At 74.0% G+C, this 21,236-nt stretch carries 16 protein-coding genes and 2 pseudogenes; 14 read left to right on the top strand and 4 right to left on the bottom strand.

What is annotated here, in order from left to right:
• Window positions 1-79: 79 nt before the first annotated feature.
• Window positions 80-883, bottom strand: a complete 804-nt coding sequence (locus AB0J86_RS24270) for an HAD-IB family hydrolase (RefSeq protein WP_363859888.1) — start codon at window positions 881-883, stop codon at window positions 80-82.
• 658 nt (window positions 884-1,541) lie between these two features.
• Between AB0J86_RS24270 and ssd the strand changes: the two genes are divergently transcribed.
• From ssd to AB0J86_RS24305, 7 genes and pseudogenes are all read left to right on the top strand, one after another.
• Window positions 1,542-2,603, top strand: coding sequence for a septum site-determining protein Ssd (ssd, locus tag AB0J86_RS24275; RefSeq protein ID WP_363859907.1), 1,062 nt, complete (start codon window positions 1,542-1,544; stop codon window positions 2,601-2,603).
• 8 nt (window positions 2,604-2,611) lie between these two features.
• Window positions 2,612-3,760: pseudogene (locus AB0J86_RS24280) on the top strand (TadA family conjugal transfer-associated ATPase); the annotation flags it as partial.
• Window positions 3,761-3,909: 149 nt separating this feature from the next.
• Entirely contained in the window at window positions 3,910-4,827 is a 918-nt protein-coding gene (locus tag AB0J86_RS24285; protein WP_363859889.1) for a hypothetical protein, read from the top strand.
• 179 nt (window positions 4,828-5,006) lie between these two features.
• Window positions 5,007-5,618: a type II secretion system F family protein gene (locus AB0J86_RS24290; protein ID WP_363859908.1), complete on the top strand. Its 612-nt coding sequence runs from the start codon at window positions 5,007-5,009 to the stop codon at window positions 5,616-5,618.
• Between the two features lie 26 nt (window positions 5,619-5,644).
• Entirely contained in the window at window positions 5,645-5,812 is a 168-nt protein-coding gene (locus tag AB0J86_RS24295) for a DUF4244 domain-containing protein (RefSeq protein WP_363859890.1), read from the top strand.
• Complete coding sequence (locus tag AB0J86_RS24300; RefSeq protein ID WP_363859891.1) at window positions 5,809-6,177, top strand: TadE family type IV pilus minor pilin; 369 nt, start codon at window positions 5,809-5,811, stop codon at window positions 6,175-6,177. Before AB0J86_RS24295 ends, AB0J86_RS24300 begins: the two co-directional genes overlap by 4 nt.
• A 494-nt stretch (window positions 6,178-6,671) precedes the next feature.
• Window positions 6,672-7,016: an Rv3654c family TadE-like protein gene (locus tag AB0J86_RS24305; protein WP_363859909.1), complete on the top strand. Its 345-nt coding sequence runs from the start codon at window positions 6,672-6,674 to the stop codon at window positions 7,014-7,016.
• A 122-nt stretch (window positions 7,017-7,138) separates the two neighbouring features.
• On the opposite strand, the gene AB0J86_RS24310 is transcribed toward AB0J86_RS24305, so the two are convergent.
• The gene (locus AB0J86_RS24310; protein ID WP_363859892.1) at window positions 7,139-7,345 is read right to left on the bottom strand and encodes a hypothetical protein; all 207 of its coding nucleotides are present in this window, start codon (window positions 7,343-7,345) and stop codon (window positions 7,139-7,141) included.
• Between the two features lie 81 nt (window positions 7,346-7,426).
• A complete protein-coding gene (locus tag AB0J86_RS24315) occupies window positions 7,427-9,907 on the bottom strand; it encodes a DEAD/DEAH box helicase (protein WP_363859910.1) in 2,481 nt (826 codons plus the stop codon).
• 300 nt (window positions 9,908-10,207) lie between these two features.
• On the opposite strand from AB0J86_RS24315, the gene AB0J86_RS24320 reads away from it, so the two are divergent.
• The 6 genes from AB0J86_RS24320 to topA all read left to right on the top strand — a co-directional run bounded on the left by AB0J86_RS24320 (window position 10,208) and on the right by topA (window position 18,668).
• Window positions 10,208-10,564 carry an STAS domain-containing protein gene (locus AB0J86_RS24320; RefSeq protein WP_363859893.1) on the top strand — a complete coding sequence of 119 codons (357 nt, stop codon included), beginning with the start codon at window positions 10,208-10,210 and terminating at the stop codon, window positions 10,562-10,564.
• Window positions 10,561-10,998, top strand: a complete 438-nt coding sequence (locus AB0J86_RS24325; protein ID WP_363859894.1) for an ATP-binding protein — start codon at window positions 10,561-10,563, stop codon at window positions 10,996-10,998. Before AB0J86_RS24320 ends, AB0J86_RS24325 begins: the two co-directional genes overlap by 4 nt.
• Before the next feature lie 591 nt (window positions 10,999-11,589).
• Complete coding sequence (locus AB0J86_RS24330; protein WP_363859895.1) at window positions 11,590-13,953, top strand: sodium-translocating pyrophosphatase; 2,364 nt, start codon at window positions 11,590-11,592, stop codon at window positions 13,951-13,953.
• A gap of 156 nt (window positions 13,954-14,109) precedes the next feature.
• Complete coding sequence (locus tag AB0J86_RS24335) at window positions 14,110-14,652, top strand: hypothetical protein (protein WP_363859896.1); 543 nt, start codon at window positions 14,110-14,112, stop codon at window positions 14,650-14,652.
• Between the two features lie 227 nt (window positions 14,653-14,879).
• A complete protein-coding gene (locus tag AB0J86_RS24340; protein ID WP_363859911.1) occupies window positions 14,880-15,476 on the top strand; it encodes a hypothetical protein in 597 nt (198 codons plus the stop codon).
• 306 nt (window positions 15,477-15,782) lie between these two features.
• Window positions 15,783-18,668: a type I DNA topoisomerase gene (topA, locus tag AB0J86_RS24345; protein ID WP_363859897.1), complete on the top strand. Its 2,886-nt coding sequence runs from the start codon at window positions 15,783-15,785 to the stop codon at window positions 18,666-18,668.
• A 15-nt stretch (window positions 18,669-18,683) separates the two neighbouring features.
• Here the strand turns inward: topA and AB0J86_RS24350 are convergent, their stop codons facing one another.
• Window positions 18,684-20,009, bottom strand: a complete 1,326-nt coding sequence (locus AB0J86_RS24350; RefSeq protein ID WP_363859898.1) for a D-arabinono-1,4-lactone oxidase — start codon at window positions 20,007-20,009, stop codon at window positions 18,684-18,686.
• Window positions 20,010-20,237: 228 nt separating this feature from the next.
• Between AB0J86_RS24350 and AB0J86_RS24355 the strand changes: the two are divergent.
• Window positions 20,238-20,789, top strand: a pseudogene (locus tag AB0J86_RS24355) (TetR family transcriptional regulator); the annotation flags it as partial.
• Window positions 20,790-21,236: the final 447 nt, after the last annotated feature.

A 21,236-nucleotide genomic window follows, 5' to 3' on the forward strand; every position in this document is an offset into this window, starting at 1 on the left:
CCGCCCCCTGACCGTCGCGGTCTCTCCGCCGCTCGGGGCTCTTGACCCAGCGGCCGGTATGCCCGCTTTGCCCGGTCGGTCAGGAGGTGGAGGTGCTCCGGGTGCGCCGGTGCCGTCCGTACCAGGCGATCCCGATGGCGACCCCGACCCCCACGCCGAGCGCGGCGGCGGCCACCGGTACGGCCGGACGCTCGCGCAGCCGCCGGCCGAGCGGAATCGGGTGCCGGAACTCCAGCACCGGCCACGCGTGCTCGGTGGCGAGCTTGCGCAGAGCCCGGTCCGGGTTGACCGCCGTGGGGTGGCCGACGCATTCGAGCAGCGGTCGATCGCTGATCGAGTCGGAGTAGGCGTACGACTCGGCGAGGTCGTACCCCCGCTCCGCAGCCAACTCGCTCACGGCGCTCACCTTGCTCGGGCCGGCGGCGTAGAACTCCACCTCGCCGCTGTACCGCCCGTCGTCCACGGTCATCCGCGTCGCGATCACGTCGGTGACCCCGAGCAGCTCGCCGATCGGGCGCACCATCTCCTCGCCGGAGGCGGAGACGAGCACGACGTCCCGACCGGCCGCCTGATGCTCCTCGATCAGGGCGGCGGCCTCGGCATAGACGTACGGGTGGATGAGTTCGTGCAGCGTCTCGGCGACGATCTGGCGTACCTGGTCCACCGGCCAGCCCTTGCAGAGCTCGGCCAGATAGTCCCTGGTACGGGCCATCGTCTGCTCGTCTGTTCCGCCCAGGCGGAACATGAGCTGCGCGTATGCGGACTTGACGACGTCTCGCCGGTTGATCAGGCCGTCCCGATAGAACGGCCGTCCGAACGCCAGGGCGCTCGACTTGGCTATGACGGTCTTGTCCAGGTCAAAGAAAGCGGCACTTCGGCCCACGGCGCGAAAGTCTAGCGGGATGGTCTATGGTCGGCGGGTGGCCGGGGTCACCCACGCACGTCACTGGCCTGCTGTTCCTGATCCACGGGTCAGCAGAGGAGTGATGGTGATCACACCGCAGGAACCAAGTTTCGCAGGGAGTGGAGTTAACGCCACTCGACGTATACGGCTCCACTCAGGCATGCTTGTATTTACGACACAGTTTCATAGGCGTGTCCAACCAGCTCTCGGCGGTTGCACCCCCCGTGACCGCTGAGCGGGTTCGGCTCGACCCCCCCGGAGCCGAACCCCACAGACGGCCCCCGTCTCCCCCCGACGGGGGTCGTCTCCTATCCGGGGTTCGCGCCGGGTTTTCCGGCCTTGCCGTCGATCCCGGCGGCCTAGTCCGCGCGGCTCGTGATGGCCGCCTCGATGCGCAGGCCGATCCCGGTGAGGACCAGCAGGAAGCCGATCAGGTAGACGGTTTGCGGGCGTAACAGATCCGGTCCGGAGCCGGAGGTTATCCACAGGCGGGTGAGTTATCCACAGGCTGTGGACAGGGTGCTGCGCCGGGACCGGGCCGGGGCGGAAGGTGTGCGGGTAGCCCGTACCCACGCCGCTGGAGCACCCCATGCCACCCCGTACCTCCGTTCCCGCCGGCCCCCGCCGGCCGCTGGTCCTGACCTCCGACGACGAACTCCTCGACGACCTGCTCCGGCTCGCCGCGGCCGCCGGTGTCGAGGTCGAGGCGGTCCGCGATCCCGCCGGCGCCCGGCCCCGGTGGGCGGGCGCGCCGCTGGTGCTGGTCGGCACCGACCAGGCCCAGCCGTGCCTGCGGGCCCGGCTGCCGCGCCGGCCCCGGGTCGTGCTGGTCGGCCGCGCCGGCCACGGTGATCCGGCCTGGGACCTGGCCGAGCTCATCGGGGCGGAGCACATCGCGATGCTGCCGGCCGCGGAACCCTGGCTCGTGGACCGGCTCGGCGACGCCCCGACGGCCCGGTCCGGCCCGGGTGCGGGCCGCACCCTCGCGCTGATCGGCGGCCGGGGCGGTGCCGGTGCGAGCGTCCTGGCCGGCGGACTCGCCGTCACCGCCGCCCGGGGCGGACTGCGTACGCTGCTGGTCGACGCGGACCCGCTCGGCGGCGGCCTGGACCTGATCCTCGGCTGGGAACAGCTGGAGGGGCTGCGCTGGCCGGCGCTGAGCCAGGCCGACGGGCGCGTCGACGCGCCCGCGCTGGTACGCGCGCTGCCCAGCCGGGGCGACCTGGTGGTGCTCTCCTGGGATCGCGGCGACCTGCTGGCGCTCCCCGCCGAGGCGATGGCCGCCACCCTGGACGCCGGCTGCCGGGCCCGCGACCTCGTGGTCGTGGACCTGCCGCGCCGGCTGGACGACGCGGCCGTCCTCGCCCTGCAAGCCGCCGACCAGGCCTTCGTGGTGGTACCGGCCGAACTTCGCGCCATCGCCGCCGCGACCCGCGTCGTCGCCACGGTACTGCCGCACTGCGACCGGCTGTCGGCGGTGGTGCGCGGTCCGGCGCCGGGCGGATTGAAGTCCCGCGAGGTGGCCCGGGGACTCGGCCTGCCGCTGGCCGGCACGCTGCGACCCGAGCCCGGCCTGAGCCGTGGGCTGGAGCGCGGGGAGGCGCCGGCGGCGAGCGGACGCGGCCCGCTGGCCACCCTCTGCCAGCGCATTCTCGGCGAGCTGACCGGTGCCGCGTCGACCGGTGCGGGTGCCGCGTGACTCCGGACATGGCCGCCCGGGTGCGGCAACGCTTCGTCGCCGACGGCACCCCGGTCACCCCCGCCGCCGTCGTCTCGGCGGTACGCGCCGACCCCGGCACCGCCGTGCTCGGCGACACCACCGTGCTGCGGACGGCCACCCGGGTGCACCGCGACCTCGTCGGCGCCGGGCCGTTGGCGCCGCTGCTGGACGATCCGGACGTCACGGACGTGCTGGTCAACGGCGTGAGCGTGTGGGTGGACCGGGGCCACGGGCTGCGACCGGTGCCGATCGACCTCGGCACACCGGACGACGTACGGCGGCTCGCGCAGCGCCTCGCGGCGGCCTGCGGCCGGCGGTTGGACGACGGCTCGCCGTACGCCGACGCCCGCCTCGCGGACGGCACCCGGCTGCACGCCGTACTCCCGCCGGTGGCGACCACCGGCCCGTACCTGTCGCTGCGTACCTTCCGGCAGCGCCCGTTCACCCTCGACGAACTGGTCCGGCACGGCACGGTGCCGCGTCCGGCCGCCGACCTGCTCGCCGCCGTCGTGACGGCCCGGTTGGCGTACCTGGTCACCGGCGGCACCGGGTCGGGCAAGACGACCCTGCTCAACACCCTGCTGGGGCTGGTCCCGCGGACCGAGCGGATCGTCCTGGTCGAGGATGCCGCCGAGCTGCGTCCGGTGCACCCGCACGTGGTCGGCCTCCAGGCGCGAACCTCCAACGTGGAGGGTGCGGGCTCCGTCGGCCTGGCCGACCTGGTCCGGCAGGCGCTGCGGATGCGGCCCGACCGGCTGGTGGTGGGCGAGTGCCGAGGTGCCGAGATCGTCGACCTGCTCAGCGCGCTCAACACCGGACACGACGGCGGTGCGGGCACCATGCACGCCAACGCGCCCGGAGACGTACCGGCCCGGCTGGAGGCGCTCGGCCTCCTCGGTGGGCTGCCCCGGGCCGCCCTGCACGCCCAGGTCGCCGCCGCGCTCCAGGTGCTGCTGCAGCTGCGGCGGACCGCCGACGGGCGGGTGCTGGAGGCCGTCTGCCTGCTGCTGCCCGCCGGCCCGGAACGGTTGGTCACCGTCGTACCGGCCTGGGTGCGCGGCCACGGACCCGGGCCGGCGGCGACGGCACTGGCCCGGATGATCGCGAGCCGCGGCGTACCCGTGCCACCGGGGCTCGGCGGCGGCACCCCGCCGCATCCCGCCCCGTCTCCGGCCGCCCCGCCTCCCACCGCTCCGCCACAGCTCGCCCCGCCTCCCGCCGCTCCGCCCCGCCCGACCCCGCCTCCTCCCGCCGCCGCTGCGCGCCCGACCGGGCGGGAGGAGTCATGATCATTCCCTGGTGGCTCACCGCCGTCTGTCTGGTCGCGGCGGCCGGGATAGCGGGTTGGCCGACCCGCGACCAGCGGAGGCGACACCGGCTGGTGCTCGCCTCCGGCGCGGGCCGGGAACGCGGCGGCCGGCCGGGGCAGACCTGGCTCGCGCTCCGCGAGCGGCTGCTCGCCTCGCCCCGGCGTACCGTCCTGCTCTCGGGCGTACTCGCCGGCGGGGTCGCGTTGCTGCTCGCCGGACCCGTCGCCGCCTTCGCCGCGGGCGCGTACGGCGCCGCGGGGACGCGCGGCCTGCTGCGCCACAGCCACGGCCGTCAGGCGGTACGCGACCGTCGCCGTCGGCTCGATGCGCTCGCCGCGCTCGCGGCCGACCTGCGCGCCGGACTGCCGATACCGCCGGCGCTCGTCGTCGTGGCGGGTCTCGGCGCGGCGCCGCCCCCGGCCGGAGGACTGCTCGGCGCGGCCGAGACGTCCGGGAACGTGCCCGGTACGGGGTCGGCTCGGACGGCCGCGACGCCCGCGTACGGGCCCGGTACCGGCGCGACACCCGCGTATCCGCCTGGCGCGGGGGCGGCGCGGATCGAGACGCTGGCGTTGGCCGCCGGACGCCTCGCCGAGCAGACCGGTGCGCCGCTGGCCGACCTGCTGGAGCGGATCGAGACCGACGCCCGGACCCTCGACCGAGGGCTGGCCGGTGCCGCCGCCCAGGCCGCCGGTGCCCGCGCCACCGCCTGGCTGCTCGCGGGACTGCCGCTGGGCGGGATGGCGCTCGGTTACGGCATCGGCGTCGACCCGCTCGACGTGCTGCTGCACACCCCGATCGGAGCCGCCTGTGCCGGCGGGGCCATCCTGCTCCAGGTCGCCGGCCTGCTCTGGGCCGAGCGGCTGGTTTCGGGCCCGGGGCGGGCGTCGTGACGTCAACGCGAGCGCTCGTCGTCGCGGTCCTGCTCGGGGCCGTGCTGCTGCTGACGGTGGGCACGCCGAGCGCCCGGCGGGCCGTACGCCGCCGGCTCGGCCGGTTGGGCGGGCGGGTTCCCGCCCAGGCCGCCCCGGCCTCGCACCTCCGGGTCCCGGGTGCGTCGGCCTCCTCCGGCATCGGAGGACGGGCGTGGCGGCCGGACCTGATCCGGCTCGCGGCCCTGCTCGCCGGCCTGGCCGCCGCGCTCCTGCTCGGAGGCTGGACCGGGCCGGCGGCCGGCATCGTCGTCGCCGTCGGATGTGACCGGTCGCTGCGTCGCATCGAGACGCCCGCCGCGCGGGAGCGCCGGTTGCGGGAGGGGGCCGATCTGCCGCTCGCCGCCGACCTGCTCGCGGCGGCGCTGCGCGCGGGCGCCCCGGTGGACCGGGCGGTCGCCGCCGTGGCGGAGGCGGTCGGCGGTCCGTTGGGCGAGCGGCTGCGCCGCGTCGGCCGGATCCTGCTGCTCGGCGGCGGCCCCGAGGAGGCGTGGTCACAGCTCGCCCCGGTTGCCGGCGGGGAGCGCCTCGGCACGGCGGCGGTCCGTTCCGCGGCGAGCGGGGCGGCGCTGGCCGGGGCTCTCGGGCGGCTCGCCGACGACCTGCGGGCCGACCGGGCGACGGCGGCCGAGGCGGACGCCCGCCGGGCCGGCGTGCTCATCGTGCTTCCGCTCGGGCTCTGTTTCCTGCCGGCCTTCATTCTCGCCGGTCTGGTGCCGGTGATCGTCGCCGTGCTCGGCGACGTGCTCTGAGTCCCCAAGGGAGAGAGGAATCCATCATGCGTAAGTTGATCGCCCGGCTGCGGGGCGACGCCGGGATGAACACGGCCGAGTACGCCGTCGGTACGCTCGCGGCCGTCGCCTTCGCGGGCATCCTGCTCAAGGTTCTGACCTCGGGTAACGTCCAGGCGGCCCTGACCGCCGTGATCGACCGGGCGCTGCGGTGACCCGGCGCCGGCGGGTCGGGCGTGACCGGGGCTCGTTCACCGCCGAGCTGGCCGCCGGCCTGCCGGCGCTGACGCTGCTGCTGCTCGCCGGGCTGACCGCCGTCCTGGCGGTCGACACCAAGGCTCAGTGCGTGGACGCGGCGCGGGAGGCGGCGCTGGCAGCCTCCCGCGGCGAGTCCGGCACGGCGGCGGGAAACCGCTCGGCCCCGCCCGGGGCCACCGTCTCGGTCGAGATCGGACGCGAGACGGTGCGCGCGACGGTACGGGCACCGGTGCGCGCGCTCGGCGCACGCCTACCGAGGATGAGCGTGGCCGCGACCGCGGTGGCCGCCGTCGAACCGGGTGACCCGGAGCCGCTCCCATGACCGGCTCGACCGGCGGCGCACGTCGACCGCCCCGGCACGCGTACCGCGTCCGGCGTGCCGCCGGAGAGGTCATCGTCCGCCCCGGTCCGCTACCGTCCGGACCGCCCGAACACGCGCACCGCCGCCGGCGGGGCCCGCTGTACCGGGGCCGGGGCCGGGGCTGGGGCGCGGACCGGAGCCAGGGCGGGAGCGGGCGCCGGGGTGGACGCGGGTTCCGGGACGGGAGCGGACGCGCGGTCCGGAGCGGGACCGGCTGCCCGGGCGGAGACGGAATCCGAGTCGGGAGCGGCATCCTGGGCGGGAGCGGCACCCTGGGCGGGAGCGCGAACGGTGCCCGAGGCGTGCAGGGGCCGCGCGCCCGTGCGCTGCCGTGGCGGGGCTGGCTCCGGCGGTGGCCCGGCCGCACCGAGCCGGCGGGCGCCCGGGCCGGGACCGGGCGCGGTCGGGCGCGGCCCGGCCGGGGTCGGACCGACGACGGCAACGCGTCGCTCTGGCTGCTGGTCATCGGGCTACTGCTGCTGACCGCGGGGCTTGCCGCGGCGGCCGTGGGGGCGGCCCGGGTGGCCCGGCACGAGGCCCGGGTCGCGGCCGACCTCGGGGCTCTCGCCGGTGCGGTGCGGGCGCTGGACGGCGCCTCGGTGGCCTGCGCGCAGGCGTCGACCATCGTCGCGCGCAACGGCGGCCGACTCGTCACCTGCCGGCTCGACGGCCTCGACGTGCAGATCGGCGTCGAGGTCGCGGTACGGCCCCTGCCGGCGCTGAGCCGGGTCGCCGGCGCCACCGCCCGGGCCGGACCGGTCCGCGACCAGGGCGAGGCGACGCCGGGTATCGGGGAGTAGCCGCCATCACGCGGGGCGGGGACGAGCGCGGGCAGTCAGTCGCCTGCGCTCCGCCCGGCCGGCCTCCCGCACCGGCGCGCGGTGGGCCGGGACCGCCGGCCCCGGGTCCGGCCGTCCAGGAATCAGCGGACCCCCTCCACTGCGCTCTTGACCAGCCAGTTGTTGAGGATCTGGTGGATGCTGTAGAGGCGTTCGTTGATCATGTTCAGGCGTTCGGCCTGCGCCAGGGCGGCGTACGCCTGGGCCAGGGCGATCTGCTGGTCCACGGTGAGATGGTCCTGGTTGATGGTGTAGAGCAGCTCGACGGTTTCGTCGATGGTGTCGCCCACGACATCCTCCTCTGAGTGCCTTATGGAAGCGCTCCCACGTGGCGAGTTATAACCATCGCACAGTCCATCTATGCCTGTGAATTACTTGGGTTCTTTCGGCAAATTGGCCAAGACCACGTCGAGGATCCGGACGGCCGCCGCCTTCTCCAACGGATTGTTGCCGTTGCCGCACTTCGGCGACTGCACGCAGGACGGGCAGCCGGTCTCGCAGCCGCACTCGGCGATCGCGGCCCGGGTGGCGCGCAGCCAGGACGAGGCCGCCTCGTACGCGCGTTCCGCGAAGCCGGCACCGCCCGGGTGCCCGTCGTACACGAAAACGGTGGGCAGCCCGGTGTCCGGGTGCAGCGCCGTCGAGATGCCCCCGATGTCCCAGCGGTCGCAGGTCGCCACCAGGGGGAGCAGCCCGATCGCGGCGTGCTCGGCGGCGTGCAGCGCCCCGGGCACCTCGGCCGTCGTGATCCCCGCCTCGGCCAGCGACGCCTCGGTGAGGGTGAACCAGACCGCCACCGTACGCAGCTCGCGGGCGGGCAGGTCCAGCGGGCGCGTGTCGATCACCTCGCCGGTGGCGATGCGCCGCCGCTGGTACGAGACGACCTGGCTGGTGACGTCGACCTCGCCGAGGAAGAGGCTGACCGGTCCGGCGTCGACCCGGGACCGGACCGACAGCACCGAGAGGTCGGTGACGTCCCGGGCGTGCGTGGACCAGTCCGGCTCCTGGGCGTGCACCAGCGCGCAGCCGTCCGCCAGGTCCAGCTCGTCCACCACGTACGAGACGCCCTGGTGCAGGTAGACCGCGCCCGGGTGCACCAGGAAGTGCGACGAGCCCGGGTCCACGGTGCCGAGCAGCCGGCCGGTCGACGACTCCACCACCGCCACCGGCGTACCGCCGGTGCCCCGCAGGTCGACGTCCGGCCGCCCGGTGTGCCGCCAGTACCAGCCGGTCGGGCGTTTGCGCAGCGCGCCCGCGGCGACCAGCGCCTCCACCGCCGCCGGGGCGCCCTCGCCGAAGAGGGCGAGATCGGCCGGGGTCAGCGGTGCCTCGGCCGCCGCGCAGCAGAGTTGGGGGCCGAGCACGTACGGGTTGTTCGGGTCGAGCACGGTCGCCTCGACCGGGCGCCCGAACAGCGCCTCCGGATGGTGGACCAGGTAGGTGTCCAGCGGGTCGTCGCGGGCCACCAGCACCGCCAGCGCCTCCCGCGCGGACCGGCCCGCCCGGCCGGCCTGCTGCCAGAGCGAGGCGCGGGTGCCCGGGTAGCCGCAGATCAGCACGGCGTCCAGCCCGACCAGGTCCACCCCCAGCTCCAGCGCGTTGGTGGAGGCCAACCCGAGCAGCTGCCCGGAGAGCAGCGCGCGTTCCAGGGCCCGCCGCTCCTCCGACAGGTACCCGGCCCGGTAGGCGGCCACCCGGTCACCGAGGCCGGGCACCGCCTCGTCCAACTGCCGCCGCGCGGTGGTCGCGACCACCTCGGCGCCCCGCCGGGACCTGACGAAGGCCAGGGTGCGCACCCCCGCGGCGACCGCGTCGCTGAGCAGGTCGGCGGTCTCCCGCAGCGCGGAGCGCCGGACCTGCCCCACCCCCTCCGGCCCGTCCTCGTCCGCGCGGCCGTCACCGGCCCCACCCGCCCCGTCGTCGTCCGCGCGGCCGTCGTCCGCCCCGCCGTCGGGCTCCGCGTCGAACCCGCCGGTGGAGCCGGTCACCGGAGGCGGCAGCAGCGGAGGCTCCCACAGGGCGAAGGTCAGCCCGCCCCGCGGCGACGAGTCCTCGGTCACGGCCGTGACGGGCAGGCCGGTGAGCCGCTCGGCCGCCGCGGCCGGGTCGCCGGAGGTCGCCGAGGCGAGCACGAACACCGGCGTACCGGCCGACGGCCGGGACCGGTCGTCCGGGCCGGCCACCGCCACCGACGGCCCGTACCGGGCGGCCTGGCGGCGCAACCGGCGCAGCACGTGCGCCACGTGCGAGCCGAAGACACCCCGGTAGGTGTGGCACTCGTCGACCACCACGAAGGCGAGCCGGCGCAGGAACGTCGACCAGTGCGCGTGCCCCGGCAGGATGCCGTGATGCAGCATGTCGGGGTTCGTCAGGACGAATCGGGAGTGTCGCCGGATCCACTCCCGCTCGGCGCGCGGCGTGTCCCCGTCGTAACAGGCCGGGCGTACCCCGTCGAGCTCCAGCTCGGCTACGGCCCGCAGCTGGTCGGCGGCGAGCGCCTTCGTCGGAGCCAGGTAGAGCGCCGTGGCCCGGGGATCGGTCAGCAGGGCGGCGAGGGTGGGAAGCTGGTACGCGAGGGACTTGCCCGAGGCGGTACCGGTAGCGACGATCACATGCCGGCCCTCGTACGCGTGGTTGGCCGCGGTGACCTGGTGCCGCCACGGGGTGACCACGCCGCGCCGCGCGAGCCCCGCCCGGAGCGGCTCGGGCACCCAGTCCGGCCAGGGCGCGGTGACGCCCGCGCTGGGGGCCACCCGTTCGACGTGCGTCACCGGATCGTCCGTGGCGGTGGCGCGCGCACCCAGCCGGCGGAGCAGCTCGCCGGGGGCCGGCACGCCGACCGGCGTGGAGATGCCCCCGCCGGAGCCTGCCGATACTGTGGCTGCGGACGTCACGTCCTGCACTCTCGCACTGACCGGGGCACCGGGAAAAGGCGGGGCACGCGACCCGGGCCACGGGGACGAGGACCCGGGACGCCGAGCCCGCCGGCCGGGAAGGGGCCTGGCCGCCGACCGGCGCGGCGCCTCGGTGCGCACCCGACCGGTCGGTGGTTAGATGCGCAGGAGCGCGTGGATCCGAATTCCGGCCACGAGATCCGGTCCCGGTACCGCCGGGCGGGGTCCGTGCCGGGGCCCGGCCAGAGGAGGAGATCGATGGAACTGTCGCTGGCGACCCGCACCGTCGCCGAGCACACGGTGCTGGAGGTCGGCGGCGAGGTGGACGTCTACACCGCCCCCCGGCTCCGGGAGCGTCTGGTCGAGCTGGTGGACGGCGGGGCCCGCAAGGTCGTCGTCGACCTCGGCCGGGTCGACTTCCTCGACTCGACCGGGCTGGGTGTGCTGGTCGGCGCCCTGAAGCGGCTGCGGGCGGCCGGCGGTGGTCTCGACCTGGTCTGTGACAAGGAGCCACTGCTCAAGATCTTCCGGATCACCGCGCTGGACCAGGTGTTCCCGATCCACCCCAGCGTCGACGCGGCGATCGCCGCGACCTCCGACGGCCCCGAGGCGTGATGTCGACGGTACGACTGTCGTTCTCCCCCGCGCCGGTGCACGTACGTACCGCCCGGCTGGTCGGCGTGGCGGTGGCGCGCCGCGCCGGCGTCGCCGAGGAGTTGCTGGACGAGGTACGGCTGGCGATCGGCGAGGCCTGTGCCCGCGCGGTCGCCCTGCACCGTCAGTACGGACTCAAGGATCTCGTCCTGATGGAGATGTCCGACGAGGGCCCGTACGTGGTCCGGGTCATCGACCGCGCGCCGATCGAGGCCGGGCTCGGCCTGGCGGCGCTGCCCCCCGACGAACTCGCGGACGAGTCGCTGACCGACGAGGCGCTGACGGTCGGTGTCGGATTTGCCCTTCTCGCGGGCTTTGTCGAGGACCTGCAGGTGCGCCCCGTCGCCGAGGGGATCGGTACCGAGGTCCGCATGGTCTGGCCGCTCCCTCGCTGATCCCGCTCGGGCGCGCCCCTGTCCGGCAGTGGTCCGGCTTACCTCTGAAGCTTGGGGTGGGGCCCGCCGTACCCGGCGAATCCCGTCAGGCTTGATGTCTTCGCGGGGCACGGCGGGCCCCACTTCGCGGACGTGCCGGGCCGTGCTTCGCCGCGCGGTCGCCTTCGCGCCGGGCGGTCAACTCGCGGGCGCCGGGCGTCCTCCGCGGTTACACCGGGGCGGGGGTGTCACTTCGGGGGCGGGTCGCGCCTCGTGCGCGGCGGGTTCCACCCCGGCCCGGTGTGAAGGCGTGGGCGAGAGCGCTGTGCCGGCGCACTGTGCGGAGAGTGTGGCCACTCTTACCCCAGCATGAGGCATTAACACAACGACGAAGATCACCACGACACGGTGGGGCGTCGGTGTGACCTCCAACACGATGGGCGACTAAAGTACCCGGGGTTATCAGCAAGTGTCCTGGTCCCGCACCCGCGGGGACAGATGATCATCGCTGATCCGCACGTACCTGGGTCGGCGCGGCACTTGCGACTTCGCGTCTGACGCCTGCCGGAACGTCCCCCGGCGGGCGTGACTGTTCGGTACAGGAGGACATAGATGTCCGGGAGCTTGGCCGCCGAGGGCGGCAGGTTGTCCCTCACCGGTGCGAATCCGTCGTACGTCATCGTCGCCGCCGTGATCGCCCTGGTGGCGCTCGGTTTCGCGGCGGCACTGACCAGGACGGTGCTGTCGGCCGGTACGGGAACCACGAGAATGCAGGAGATCTCCGGGGCCGTCCAGGAGGGCGCCACCGCCTATCTCCTCCGTCAGTTCAGAACCCTCGGCATATTCGTCGTCATCGCCGTGGTGTTGCTCTTCCTGCTCCCGGTGCACGACACCCAGGGCGACGAACTCGCGGTGAAGATCGGGCGGTCGGCCTTCTTCGTGGTGGGCGCGGCGTTCAGCGCCTTCATCGGCGGCGCCGGCATGGCCCTGGCGACCCGGGCCAACCTGCGGGTGGCCGCCGCCGCCCGGGAACATCAGGGAGGCCGTGAGGCCGCGATGCAGGTGGCCTTCCGCACAGGTGGTGTGGTCGGCTTCCTCACCGTCGGCCTCGGCCTGCTCGGCGCGGCGCTGGTCGTACTGATCTTCCGCGGCGACGCGCCGACCGTGCTGGAGGGCTTCGGCTTCGGTGCCGCGCTGCTCGCCATGTTCATGCGGGTCGGCGGCGGCATCTTCACGAAGGCCGCCGACGTCGGCGCCGACCTGGTCGGCAAGGTCGAGCAGGGGATCCCGGAGGACGACCCGCGCAACGCGGCGACCATCGCCGACAACGTGGGCGACAACGTCGGCGACTGCGCCGGCATGGCCGCCGACCTGTTCGAGTCGTACGCGGTGACGCTGGTCGCCGCGCTCATCCTGGGCCGGGCCGCGTTCGGCGAGGACGGGCTGGTCTTCCCGCTGATCGTCTCCGGCATCGGCGTGATCATCGCGATCATCGGGGTCTTCATCACCCGGCTGCGCGCCTCGGACCGCAACGGCCTGACCGCCATCAACCGGGCCTTCTACCTCTCCGCGCTGATCTCCGCCGTGCTGGTGGCGGTCGCCGCCTGGCTGTACCTGCCGAGCGACTTCGCCGACTTCGGCGGCGGGGTGCCCGACGTGGCCGGCAACCCGCGGGTGGTGGCCATCGGCGCGGTCGTGATCGGCATCGTGCTGGCCGCGGCGATCCAGGCGCTGACCGGGTACTTCACCGAGACCAACCGCCGCCCGGTGCAGGACATCGGCAAGAGCTCGCTGACCGGCCCGGCCACCGTCGTCCTCGCCGGCATCAGCGTGGGCCTGGAGTCCGCGGTCTACTCGGCGCTGCTGATCGCCGGTGGCGTCTTCGGCGCGTTCCTGCTCGGCGGCAGCTCGGTCACGCTCTCGCTCTTCGCGGTCGCGCTGGCCGGCACCGGCCTGCTCACCACGGTCGGCGTGATCGTGGCGATGGACACCTTCGGCCCGATCTCGGACAACGCGCAGGGCGTGGCGGAGATGTCCGGTGAGATCGACGAGCAGGGTGCCCGCACCCTGACCGAGCTCGACGCGGTGGGCAACACCACCAAGGCGATCACCAAGGGCATCGCGATCGCCACCGCGGTGCTCGCCGCGACGGCGCTCTTCGGGTCGTACACGGACACGCTGAACACGTCGTACCTGGACGCCGGGGTGAAGGACGTCGGTGGCGAGATCCTCTCCGCCCTGAACGTCGCCAACCCGCGCAACCTGGTCGGCCTCGTCATCGGCGCGGCGGTGGTCTTCCTCTTCTCCGGCCTGGCCATCAACGCGGTCTCCCGCTCGGCTGGGGCGGTCGTGATGGAGGTACGCCGCCAGTTCCGCGAGCTGCCGGGGATCATGGACGGTAGCCAGCGCCCCGAGTACGGCAAGGTCGTGGACATCTGCACCCGGGACGCCCAGCGCGAGCTGATGACCCCCGGTCTGCTCGCCATCATGGCGCCGATCGCGGTCGGCTTCGGCCTCGGGCCCGGCGCGCTGGCGTCGTACCTGGCCGGCGCCATCGGGGCCGGCACGCTGATGGCGGTCTTCCTGGCCAACTCCGGTGGTGCCTGGGACAACGCCAAGAAGCTGGTCGAGGACGGCTCGTTCGGCGGCAAGGGCTCGGACGCGCACGCCGCCACGGTCATCGGCGACACCGTCGGCGACCCGTTCAAGGACACCGCCGGCCCGGCGATCAACCCGCTGATCAAGGTGATGAACCTGGTCTCGCTGCTGATCGCGCCCGCCGTGGTGACGTTCAGCGTGGGCGAGGACCGCAACGTCGGCGTACGGGTCGGCATCGCCCTCGTCGCGACGCTGGTCATCGTCGTCGCGGTCGTCTTCAGCAAGCGCAAGCCGGTCGCGATGTCCGGTTCGGACGACGGCCCGGGCAGCACCGGTGCCGGCAGCGCGGACCCGCGGCCGGAGGCCGTCACCGCCTGACCCGGTCGCGCCGGGCCGCCCGGCGCGGCCACACCCCTGGCCGGTACGTCACCCGTGCCGGCCAGGGGTTGGTCCGCCGCGCGGGGCACGTGAGTGAACCCCGACGGGCACAGGTAACTATTAGCGTCGGGCCGAGAAAGCCGTACGCTGCAACGCATGCGTACGCCCCGGTCGGCAGCCGCCGGAAGGCTGACGGTGGTCCTGGCCACTCTCGTACTCGCCGTCGGGGCCTGTGGCGGCGGTCCGACCGCGCAGCGCTGGGCGGCGACGGTCTGCGACGCGCTCGCGCCGTGGCGGGCCGAGATCAGCAACCTGACCCGCAGCACGCAGGAACAGATGACCGCGCAGACCACCCCGGCGCAGGCGAAGGAGAACCTGGTCCGGCTGTTGGGCGGGGCCGAGCAGGCGAGCGAGACGGCCCGCCGGAAGGTGGCCGAGGCGGGGGTGCCGGACGTGGAGCAGGGCGACGCGGTGGCCGAGGGCTTCACCACCTCGCTCGCCCGGGTGCGGGACGCCTACGGCAGGGCGCGGAAGACCATCGAGGCGTTGGGCACCGGCCAGCCCGGCGCCTTCTACGACGGGGTCAAGGCCGCGGTCGACACGCTCAACGAGGAGTACGACGCGAGCGGGCTGGACACCAGCAAGCTCAACTCACCCGAGCTCAAGCAGGCCTTCGACGAGGTCCCGGAGTGTCGCTGACACCGTTTGGCGAACCTGCCGCCCCGGCGCTGGAACAGGATCCGGTGCCGGGGCTCGACATGGTCGCGGAGCTGGTGCGCACCCCCGCCGGAACCCGGCCGGCGGCCGGGGCCGAGGCGGCGCCCGGGGCCGACGCCCCGTCCGGGCCGGCCCGGCGGGACAAGCCGCATCAGGGCTCGGCGCAGCGGGGTGAGCCCGATCCGGCCCGGCAGCTCTCCCTCTTCGGGGTGGAGGCCGCCGAGCCCTCGATCGCCGACCTCGCGGGGCTGCTCGCCGGGCCCGGCGAGGTGGTCCGGATGGGCGGTACCGCCCGGGTCTCGATCGTCGTGACGGCGGCCTGGCGGGTGCACGTGCTCGTGGCCGAGCTGGGCCGGCGCGGGCTGACCGCGACCTGGGTCAACGAGGAGGACGAGCGGCACGGGGTGCGTACCTCGTACACCACGACGCTCGCCCCGCTGGCCCGTAGCTGGCTGCGCGGCACGGTCAAGCACCCGCCGGCGAACTTCCACCTCAACGGGGCCCGGTTGCGGCTCTGGTTCGCGGCGGCCGGCGAGCCCGAGCCCCAGGGTTTCCTGCTGCGGCTCGGCCCCGCCGACGCGACGCACTGGGCGCGGACCGGCGCCGCGCTGGCCGCGATCGGGCTGCCGGCCGAGCTGGTCGAGGCGGGGCCGCACGGTCCGGCGTACCGGATCAACGGCCGGCGGTGGCTGGCCCGGCTGGCCGAGCTGGTCGGTGAGCGGCCGGCGGCCGCGCCGCCGGCGGGCTGGCCCGGGGTCCGGCCGGACGCTCCCGAAGCTCGGGCGAATGTCCGATCCCAGACATGAACTGCCTGATTTCGGGCGATATCTTCGGCCCTTCGCGGCCGGTCGCTGAGGTAAATAATGCAGTGGGGCCCGGACCGGCCGATACCGGGTGTACGGTGTCGCCGTCCGGGACGACCGTCGCGCGACGCCGGCCGCCGGTGAAGTAACCGCTGCTCGCGGGACCTCTTCGACGCCCGCGCAACCCGTAGGCCGGCGAGCGCGTTACGTTGGACGTTCAGACCGCCGGCCGCTGGCCGCGGCCGGGCGGCGAGCGCGGCGCACCGCGTTCGACCGGGCGACACACCGGAAGTGAGGTCGGGGAGAAACGTGCCGAGCAACGCCAAGAGCACCCGTCTGGTCATCGTCGAGTCACCGGCGAAGGCCAAGACGATCTCGGGCTACCTCGGCCCGGGGTACGTCGTGGAGGCGAGCCTCGGGCATGTCCGGGACCTGCCCCGCAACGCCGCCGAGATCCCCGCCGGGTACGAGGACAAGCCCTGGGCCCGGCTCGGGGTCGATGTGGATCATGGATTCACCGCCCTGTACGTGGTCTCGCCCGACCGGAAGAAGCAGATCAGCAAGCTGCGCTCGCTGGTCCGGGAGGTGGACGAGGTCTACCTCGCCACGGACGAGGACCGCGAGGGCGAGGCGATCGCCTGGCACCTGGTCGAGACGCTGAAGCCCCGGGTGCCGGTACGCCGGATGGTCTTCCACGAGATCACCCGGCCGGCGATCCAGGCCGCGGTCGCCAACCCCCGGGAGATCGACCGCGACCTCGTCGACGCCCAGGAGGCGCGCCGCATCCTGGACCGCCTCTACGGCTACGAGGTCTCCCCGGTGCTGTGGAAGAAGGTGCGCACCGGGCTGAGCGCCGGCCGGGTCCAGTCGGTGGCGACCCGGATCGTGGTCGAGCGCGAGCGGCAGCGGATGGCCTTCCGCACCGCCGACTACTGGGACATCCTGGCGACCCTCGCCGTCGGCGAGGCGGGCGAGGGCCCACGGACCTTCCACGCCACGCTGGTGGCGCTCAACGGCGACCGGATCGCCACGGGCAAGGACTTCGAGCCGACCACGGGCCGGGTGAAGCCCGGGTCCGGGGTGCTCCACCTGGACGAGGACGGGGCTCGCGGACTGGCCGCCCGGCTCGACGGGCGGCCGTTCACTGTCACCCGGGTCGAGGAGAAGCCGTACCGGCGGCGGCCGTACGCGCCGTTCATCACCTCCACGCTCCAGCAGGAGGCGGCCCGCAAGCTGCGGTACTCCTCGCAGCAGACGATGCGCACGGCGCAGCGGCTGTACGAGAACGGCTACATCACCTATATGCGTACCGACTCGGTCAACCTGTCGGAGACCGCCATCGCGGCGGCCCGGCGGCAGATCGTCGAGCTGTACGGCGAGCGCAACGTACCGCCGGAGCCGCGCCGCTACACCGGCAAGGTCAAGAACGCGCAGGAGGCGCACGAGGCGATTCGGCCGGCCGGCGACAACTTCCGCACCCCGGGGGACGTGGCCAACGAGCTGTCGGCCGACGAGTTCAAGCTCTACGAGCTGATCTGGCGCCGTACCATCGCCTCGCAGATGACCGACGCGGTCGGCTCCAGCGTCTCGGTGCGCATCCGTGCCCTGAGCAGCACCGGCGAGGAGGCCGACTTCGGCGCCACCGGTAAGACGATCACCGACCCGGGCTTCCTGCGCGCGTACGTCGAGTCGTCCGACGACGAGAACGCCGAGGCAGAGGATGCCGAGCGGCGGCTGCCGACGCTGGTCAAGGACCAGCCGCTGACCGCCGAGGAGTTGGCCGCGACCGGGCACACCACCCAGCCGCCGGCCCGCTACACCGAGGCGTCGCTGGTCAAGCAGCTGGAGGAGCTGGGCATCGGCCGCCCCTCCACGTACGCGTCGATCATGCAGACCATCCAGGACCGCGGGTACGTCTTCAAGCGCGGCCAGGCGCTCATCCCGTCCTTCCTCGCCTTCGCGGTGGTCGGCCTGCTGGAGCGGCACTACCCCCGGCTGATCGACTACAACTTCACCGCCTCGATGGAGAACGAGCTGGACGAGATCGCCGGCGGCGACCACGCCGCGGTCGACTTCCTCACCGCGTTCTACTTCGGCGCCGACGGCGGCGGGGCCGGCGACCAGACCATCGCCCGCTCCGGCGGGCTGAAGAAGCTGGTCACCGAGAACCTCAGCGAGATCGACGCGCGCAGCGTCAACTCCATCCCGCTCTTCAAGGACGACGAGGGCCGCGACGTGGTGGTCCGGGTCGGCCGCTACGGCCCCTACCTGCAACGACTTCAGCCGGGCGCCGAACATGGAGCGGCGCCCGCCGAGCGCGAGGATCAGGTCGGCGCCGGGGGCGAGGAGCTTTCCTCGCCGGGCGCGGGGGACCGCGCGCCGATCCCCGAGGGAATCGCCCCGGACGAGCTGACCCCGGAGAAGGTGCACGAGCTCTTCCTGGGCGGCGGGGGCGAGCGCAAGCTGGGCGAGAACCCCGAGACCGGCGAGCCGGTCGTGCTGAAGTCCGGCCGGTTCGGCCCGTACGTCTCCAGCGGCGACCGCAACGCCTCGCTGCTGCGTACCCAGTCGCCGGAGACGCTCTCGCTCACCGACGCGCTCCGGCTGCTCACCCTGCCCCGGGTCGTCGGCGTCGGCCCCGACGGCGCGGAGATCGTCGCCGCGAACGGTCGCTACGGCCCGTACGTCAAGCGGGGCGACGACTACCGCTCGCTCGACTCGGAGGAGAAGCTCTTCACGGTCACCCTGGACGAGGCGCTGGCCCTGCTCGCGGCGCCGAAGACCCGGCAGCGCCGGGCGGCGGCCCCGCCGCTGCGGGAGATGGGCGCCGACCCGCTGACCGAGAAGCCTCTGGTGATCAAGGACGGCCGGTTCGGCCCGTACGTCACCGACGGCGAGACGAACGCGTCGCTGCGGCGCGGCCAGACGCCGGAGTCGCTCACGCTGGAACAGGCCTCGGAGATGCTGGCCGAGAAGCGGGCCAAGGGTCCGGCGACGCCGCGCAAGAAGGCGACCGCGAAGAAGGCACCGGCGAAGAAGACGACCGCGAAGGCGGCCGAGGGCGAGGCCGCGCCGGCGAAGAAGACCGCCGCCAAGAAGGCGACGGCCAAGAAGACGACCGCCGCGGCCAAGAAGACCACGGCCGCCAAGAAGACGGCGACCGCGGCGAAGAAGGCCGCGGCCGCCAAGGAGTAGCGCGGCCGAGCCGGATCAGGGGCCGAGGACGCGGCCGGTGTAGGCGTTGGCGAAGACCCGACCGGGGTCGAGCCGGTCGCGTACCGCCAGGAAGTCGTCGAATCGCGGGTACGCGGGGCGCAGCGACGCCGCGTCCCGGTAGTGCAGCTTCCCCCAGTGCGGCCGGCCACCGAGCCCGCTGGCGATCTCCTCGAAGGCGCGGAAGTACGGCTCGTGCGGTACGCCGACGAACTGGTGGACCGCCACGTAGGCCGACTCGCGCCCGTACCCGTGCGAGAGCCAGATGTCGTCCGGGGCGGTGAACCGCACCTCGACCGGGAAGAGCACCCGGCCGGGGAGCCGGTCGACCAGGCCGCGCAGGGCGCCGAGCGCCTCGGGCAGGGCGTCCCGGGGCAGCGCGTACTCCATCTCGGTGAAGCGGACCCGGCGCGGGGTGCAGAAGACGGTGTCGGACCGGCCGGTGTAGGTGCGGGCGGTCAGCGCCCGGGACGAGATGGCGCTGATCGAGGGCACCACGGCCGGCACCGCCCGGCCGAGCCGGCAGGCGCCGGCGAAGACGGTGTTGGCGAGGAACTCGTCGTCGAGCCAGCCGCGCAGCCGGGGCAGCGGTCGGTCGTTGGCGGGTACCCGGTTGTTGGTCTTGATCTGTACCCGTTCGGTGTACGGGAACCAGTAGAACTCGAAGTGGTCGTTGCCGGAGATCAGCTCCGGCAGCCGCGCCAGCACCTCGCCGAGCGGCGCCGGCCGCTCGTGGGCCCGCAGCACGAACGCGTCCACGCAGCGCAGCGTCACCTCGGTGAGTACGCCCAGCGCACCGAGACCGACCCGGGCGGCCGCGAACTCCTCCGGATGGCTCGCCGCGGAGCAGGTCAGCACCGTGCCGGCGCCGGTGACCAGGGTCAGCTCCTCGACGAAGGTGGAGAGGCAGCCGAAGCCGGCCCCGGTGCCGTGGGTGCCGGTCGAGATGGCGCCCGCCACGGTCTGCGCGTCGATGTCGCCGAGGTTCGGCAGCGCGAGGCCGTGCGCGCAGAGCAGCTCGTTGAGCGCCCGCAGCGTCGTCCCGGCCGGTACGGTGACCAGCCGTCGCGCGCGGTCGACCCGGGTCTCGCCGGCCAGGCCGCCCAGGTCCAACCGCAGTTCGTCGCAGCGGGCGATGTCGGTGAAGGAGTGCCCGCTGCCGACCGCCTTCACGTGCCGCCCGCCCGCCGCGGCGTCCCGTACCGCCGAGACGATCTCGTCGACCGTCCCGGGCCGCAGGGCCGGACCGCTGGCCCGCTGGTTGCCGGCCCAGTTCGACCAGGCCGTGCCCGTGTGTGCCGGAGGTGGTGCGCTACCGCCCATGCGTCCTCCACAGCGGAAAGTGAGTAACCTTCATATCAGGATTCGTGCCGCCGGTAAACACCGCAAATCGCCCCCGCTCGTTAGTCCAGGTAGCGTTTCGAAATCGCGACGTTCAGCTATCTTCACGCGTCGAAAGGGGAGTGGCGAGGAGTGTCCACATCAACCGCCACGACCGGTCCACTGCGCCGGGTACCGGTACAGGGCCGTAGCGTTGCCCGAGTCCAGCGGATGCTCGACGTCTGCGCCGAACTCGTAGACGAGGTGGGCTACGAGGGCCTCACCACGACCCTGCTCGCCGAGCGGGCCGAGGTGGCCATTGGCTCGGTGTACCAGTTCTTCCCGGACAAGCGGGCGATCGTGCAGGCGCTGACCCTGCGCAACATGGAGGCCTACCTGCAACGCCTGAGCGACCGCTTCTCCCGCGGCGACCTCGAGCGCTGGTGGGACGGGGTCGATGCCGGCATCGACGAGTACATCGCGATGCACCGTACGGTGCCCGGCTTCCGTACGCTGCACTTCGGCGACGTGGTCGACGTGCACCTGCTCGACGAGACCCGGGACAACAACGGCGTCATCGCCGAGCAGCTCGCCCGCGTGCTGGTCGAGCAGTTCGGCATCGCCGACACCGTCTGCCTCCGGTTCGCGCTGGAGATCGCGGTGGAGGTCGCCGACGCCCTGATCAAGTTGGCGTTCCGCCGCGACCAGGACGGCGACGAGCAGGTGTTGGCCGAGGCCAAGGCGGTGATCCGCGAGTACCTGCACCGCCAGGTCGACGGCCAGCCAGCCAGCCCGCCCGCCGGCCAGCCCAACCGGCCCGCCGAATCCACGGACGCCGCCCAGCCGGCGGAGGTGCGCGAGCCCGCCGGCCAGTCCAGCCGGCCCGCCGAATCCACGGACGCCGCGCCCGCCGTCGAGGACGAGTCGGTGACCGCCCCGTCCGCCGAGACCGGTGAGCCGGCGAAGGCCGGCGTGCCCGCTCGGGACGGGGAGACCGCGAAAGCGGCCCGGTCCGCGAAGCACGCGTCGGTCAGGGTGACCCAGCCGGACCGGTCGCGCGACGGCGACCCGATCCCCAGCGGCGCGAACGAGGGCTGACCAGCGCGGGAACGGTCGGTACGCCGCCCGCGCGGGCGGCGTACCCGCCGAGGCCGTCGTCCGGACCAGCGCGAGCCGCGTCAGCGGGGGCCGCCGTGCCCGGCGAGGACATCAAGCGTGACGGGACTCGCC

It is taken from the genome of Micromonospora sp. NPDC049559 (assembly GCF_040676675.1).
Classification (GTDB): Bacteria; Actinomycetota; Actinomycetes; order Mycobacteriales; family Micromonosporaceae; genus JBFAPK01.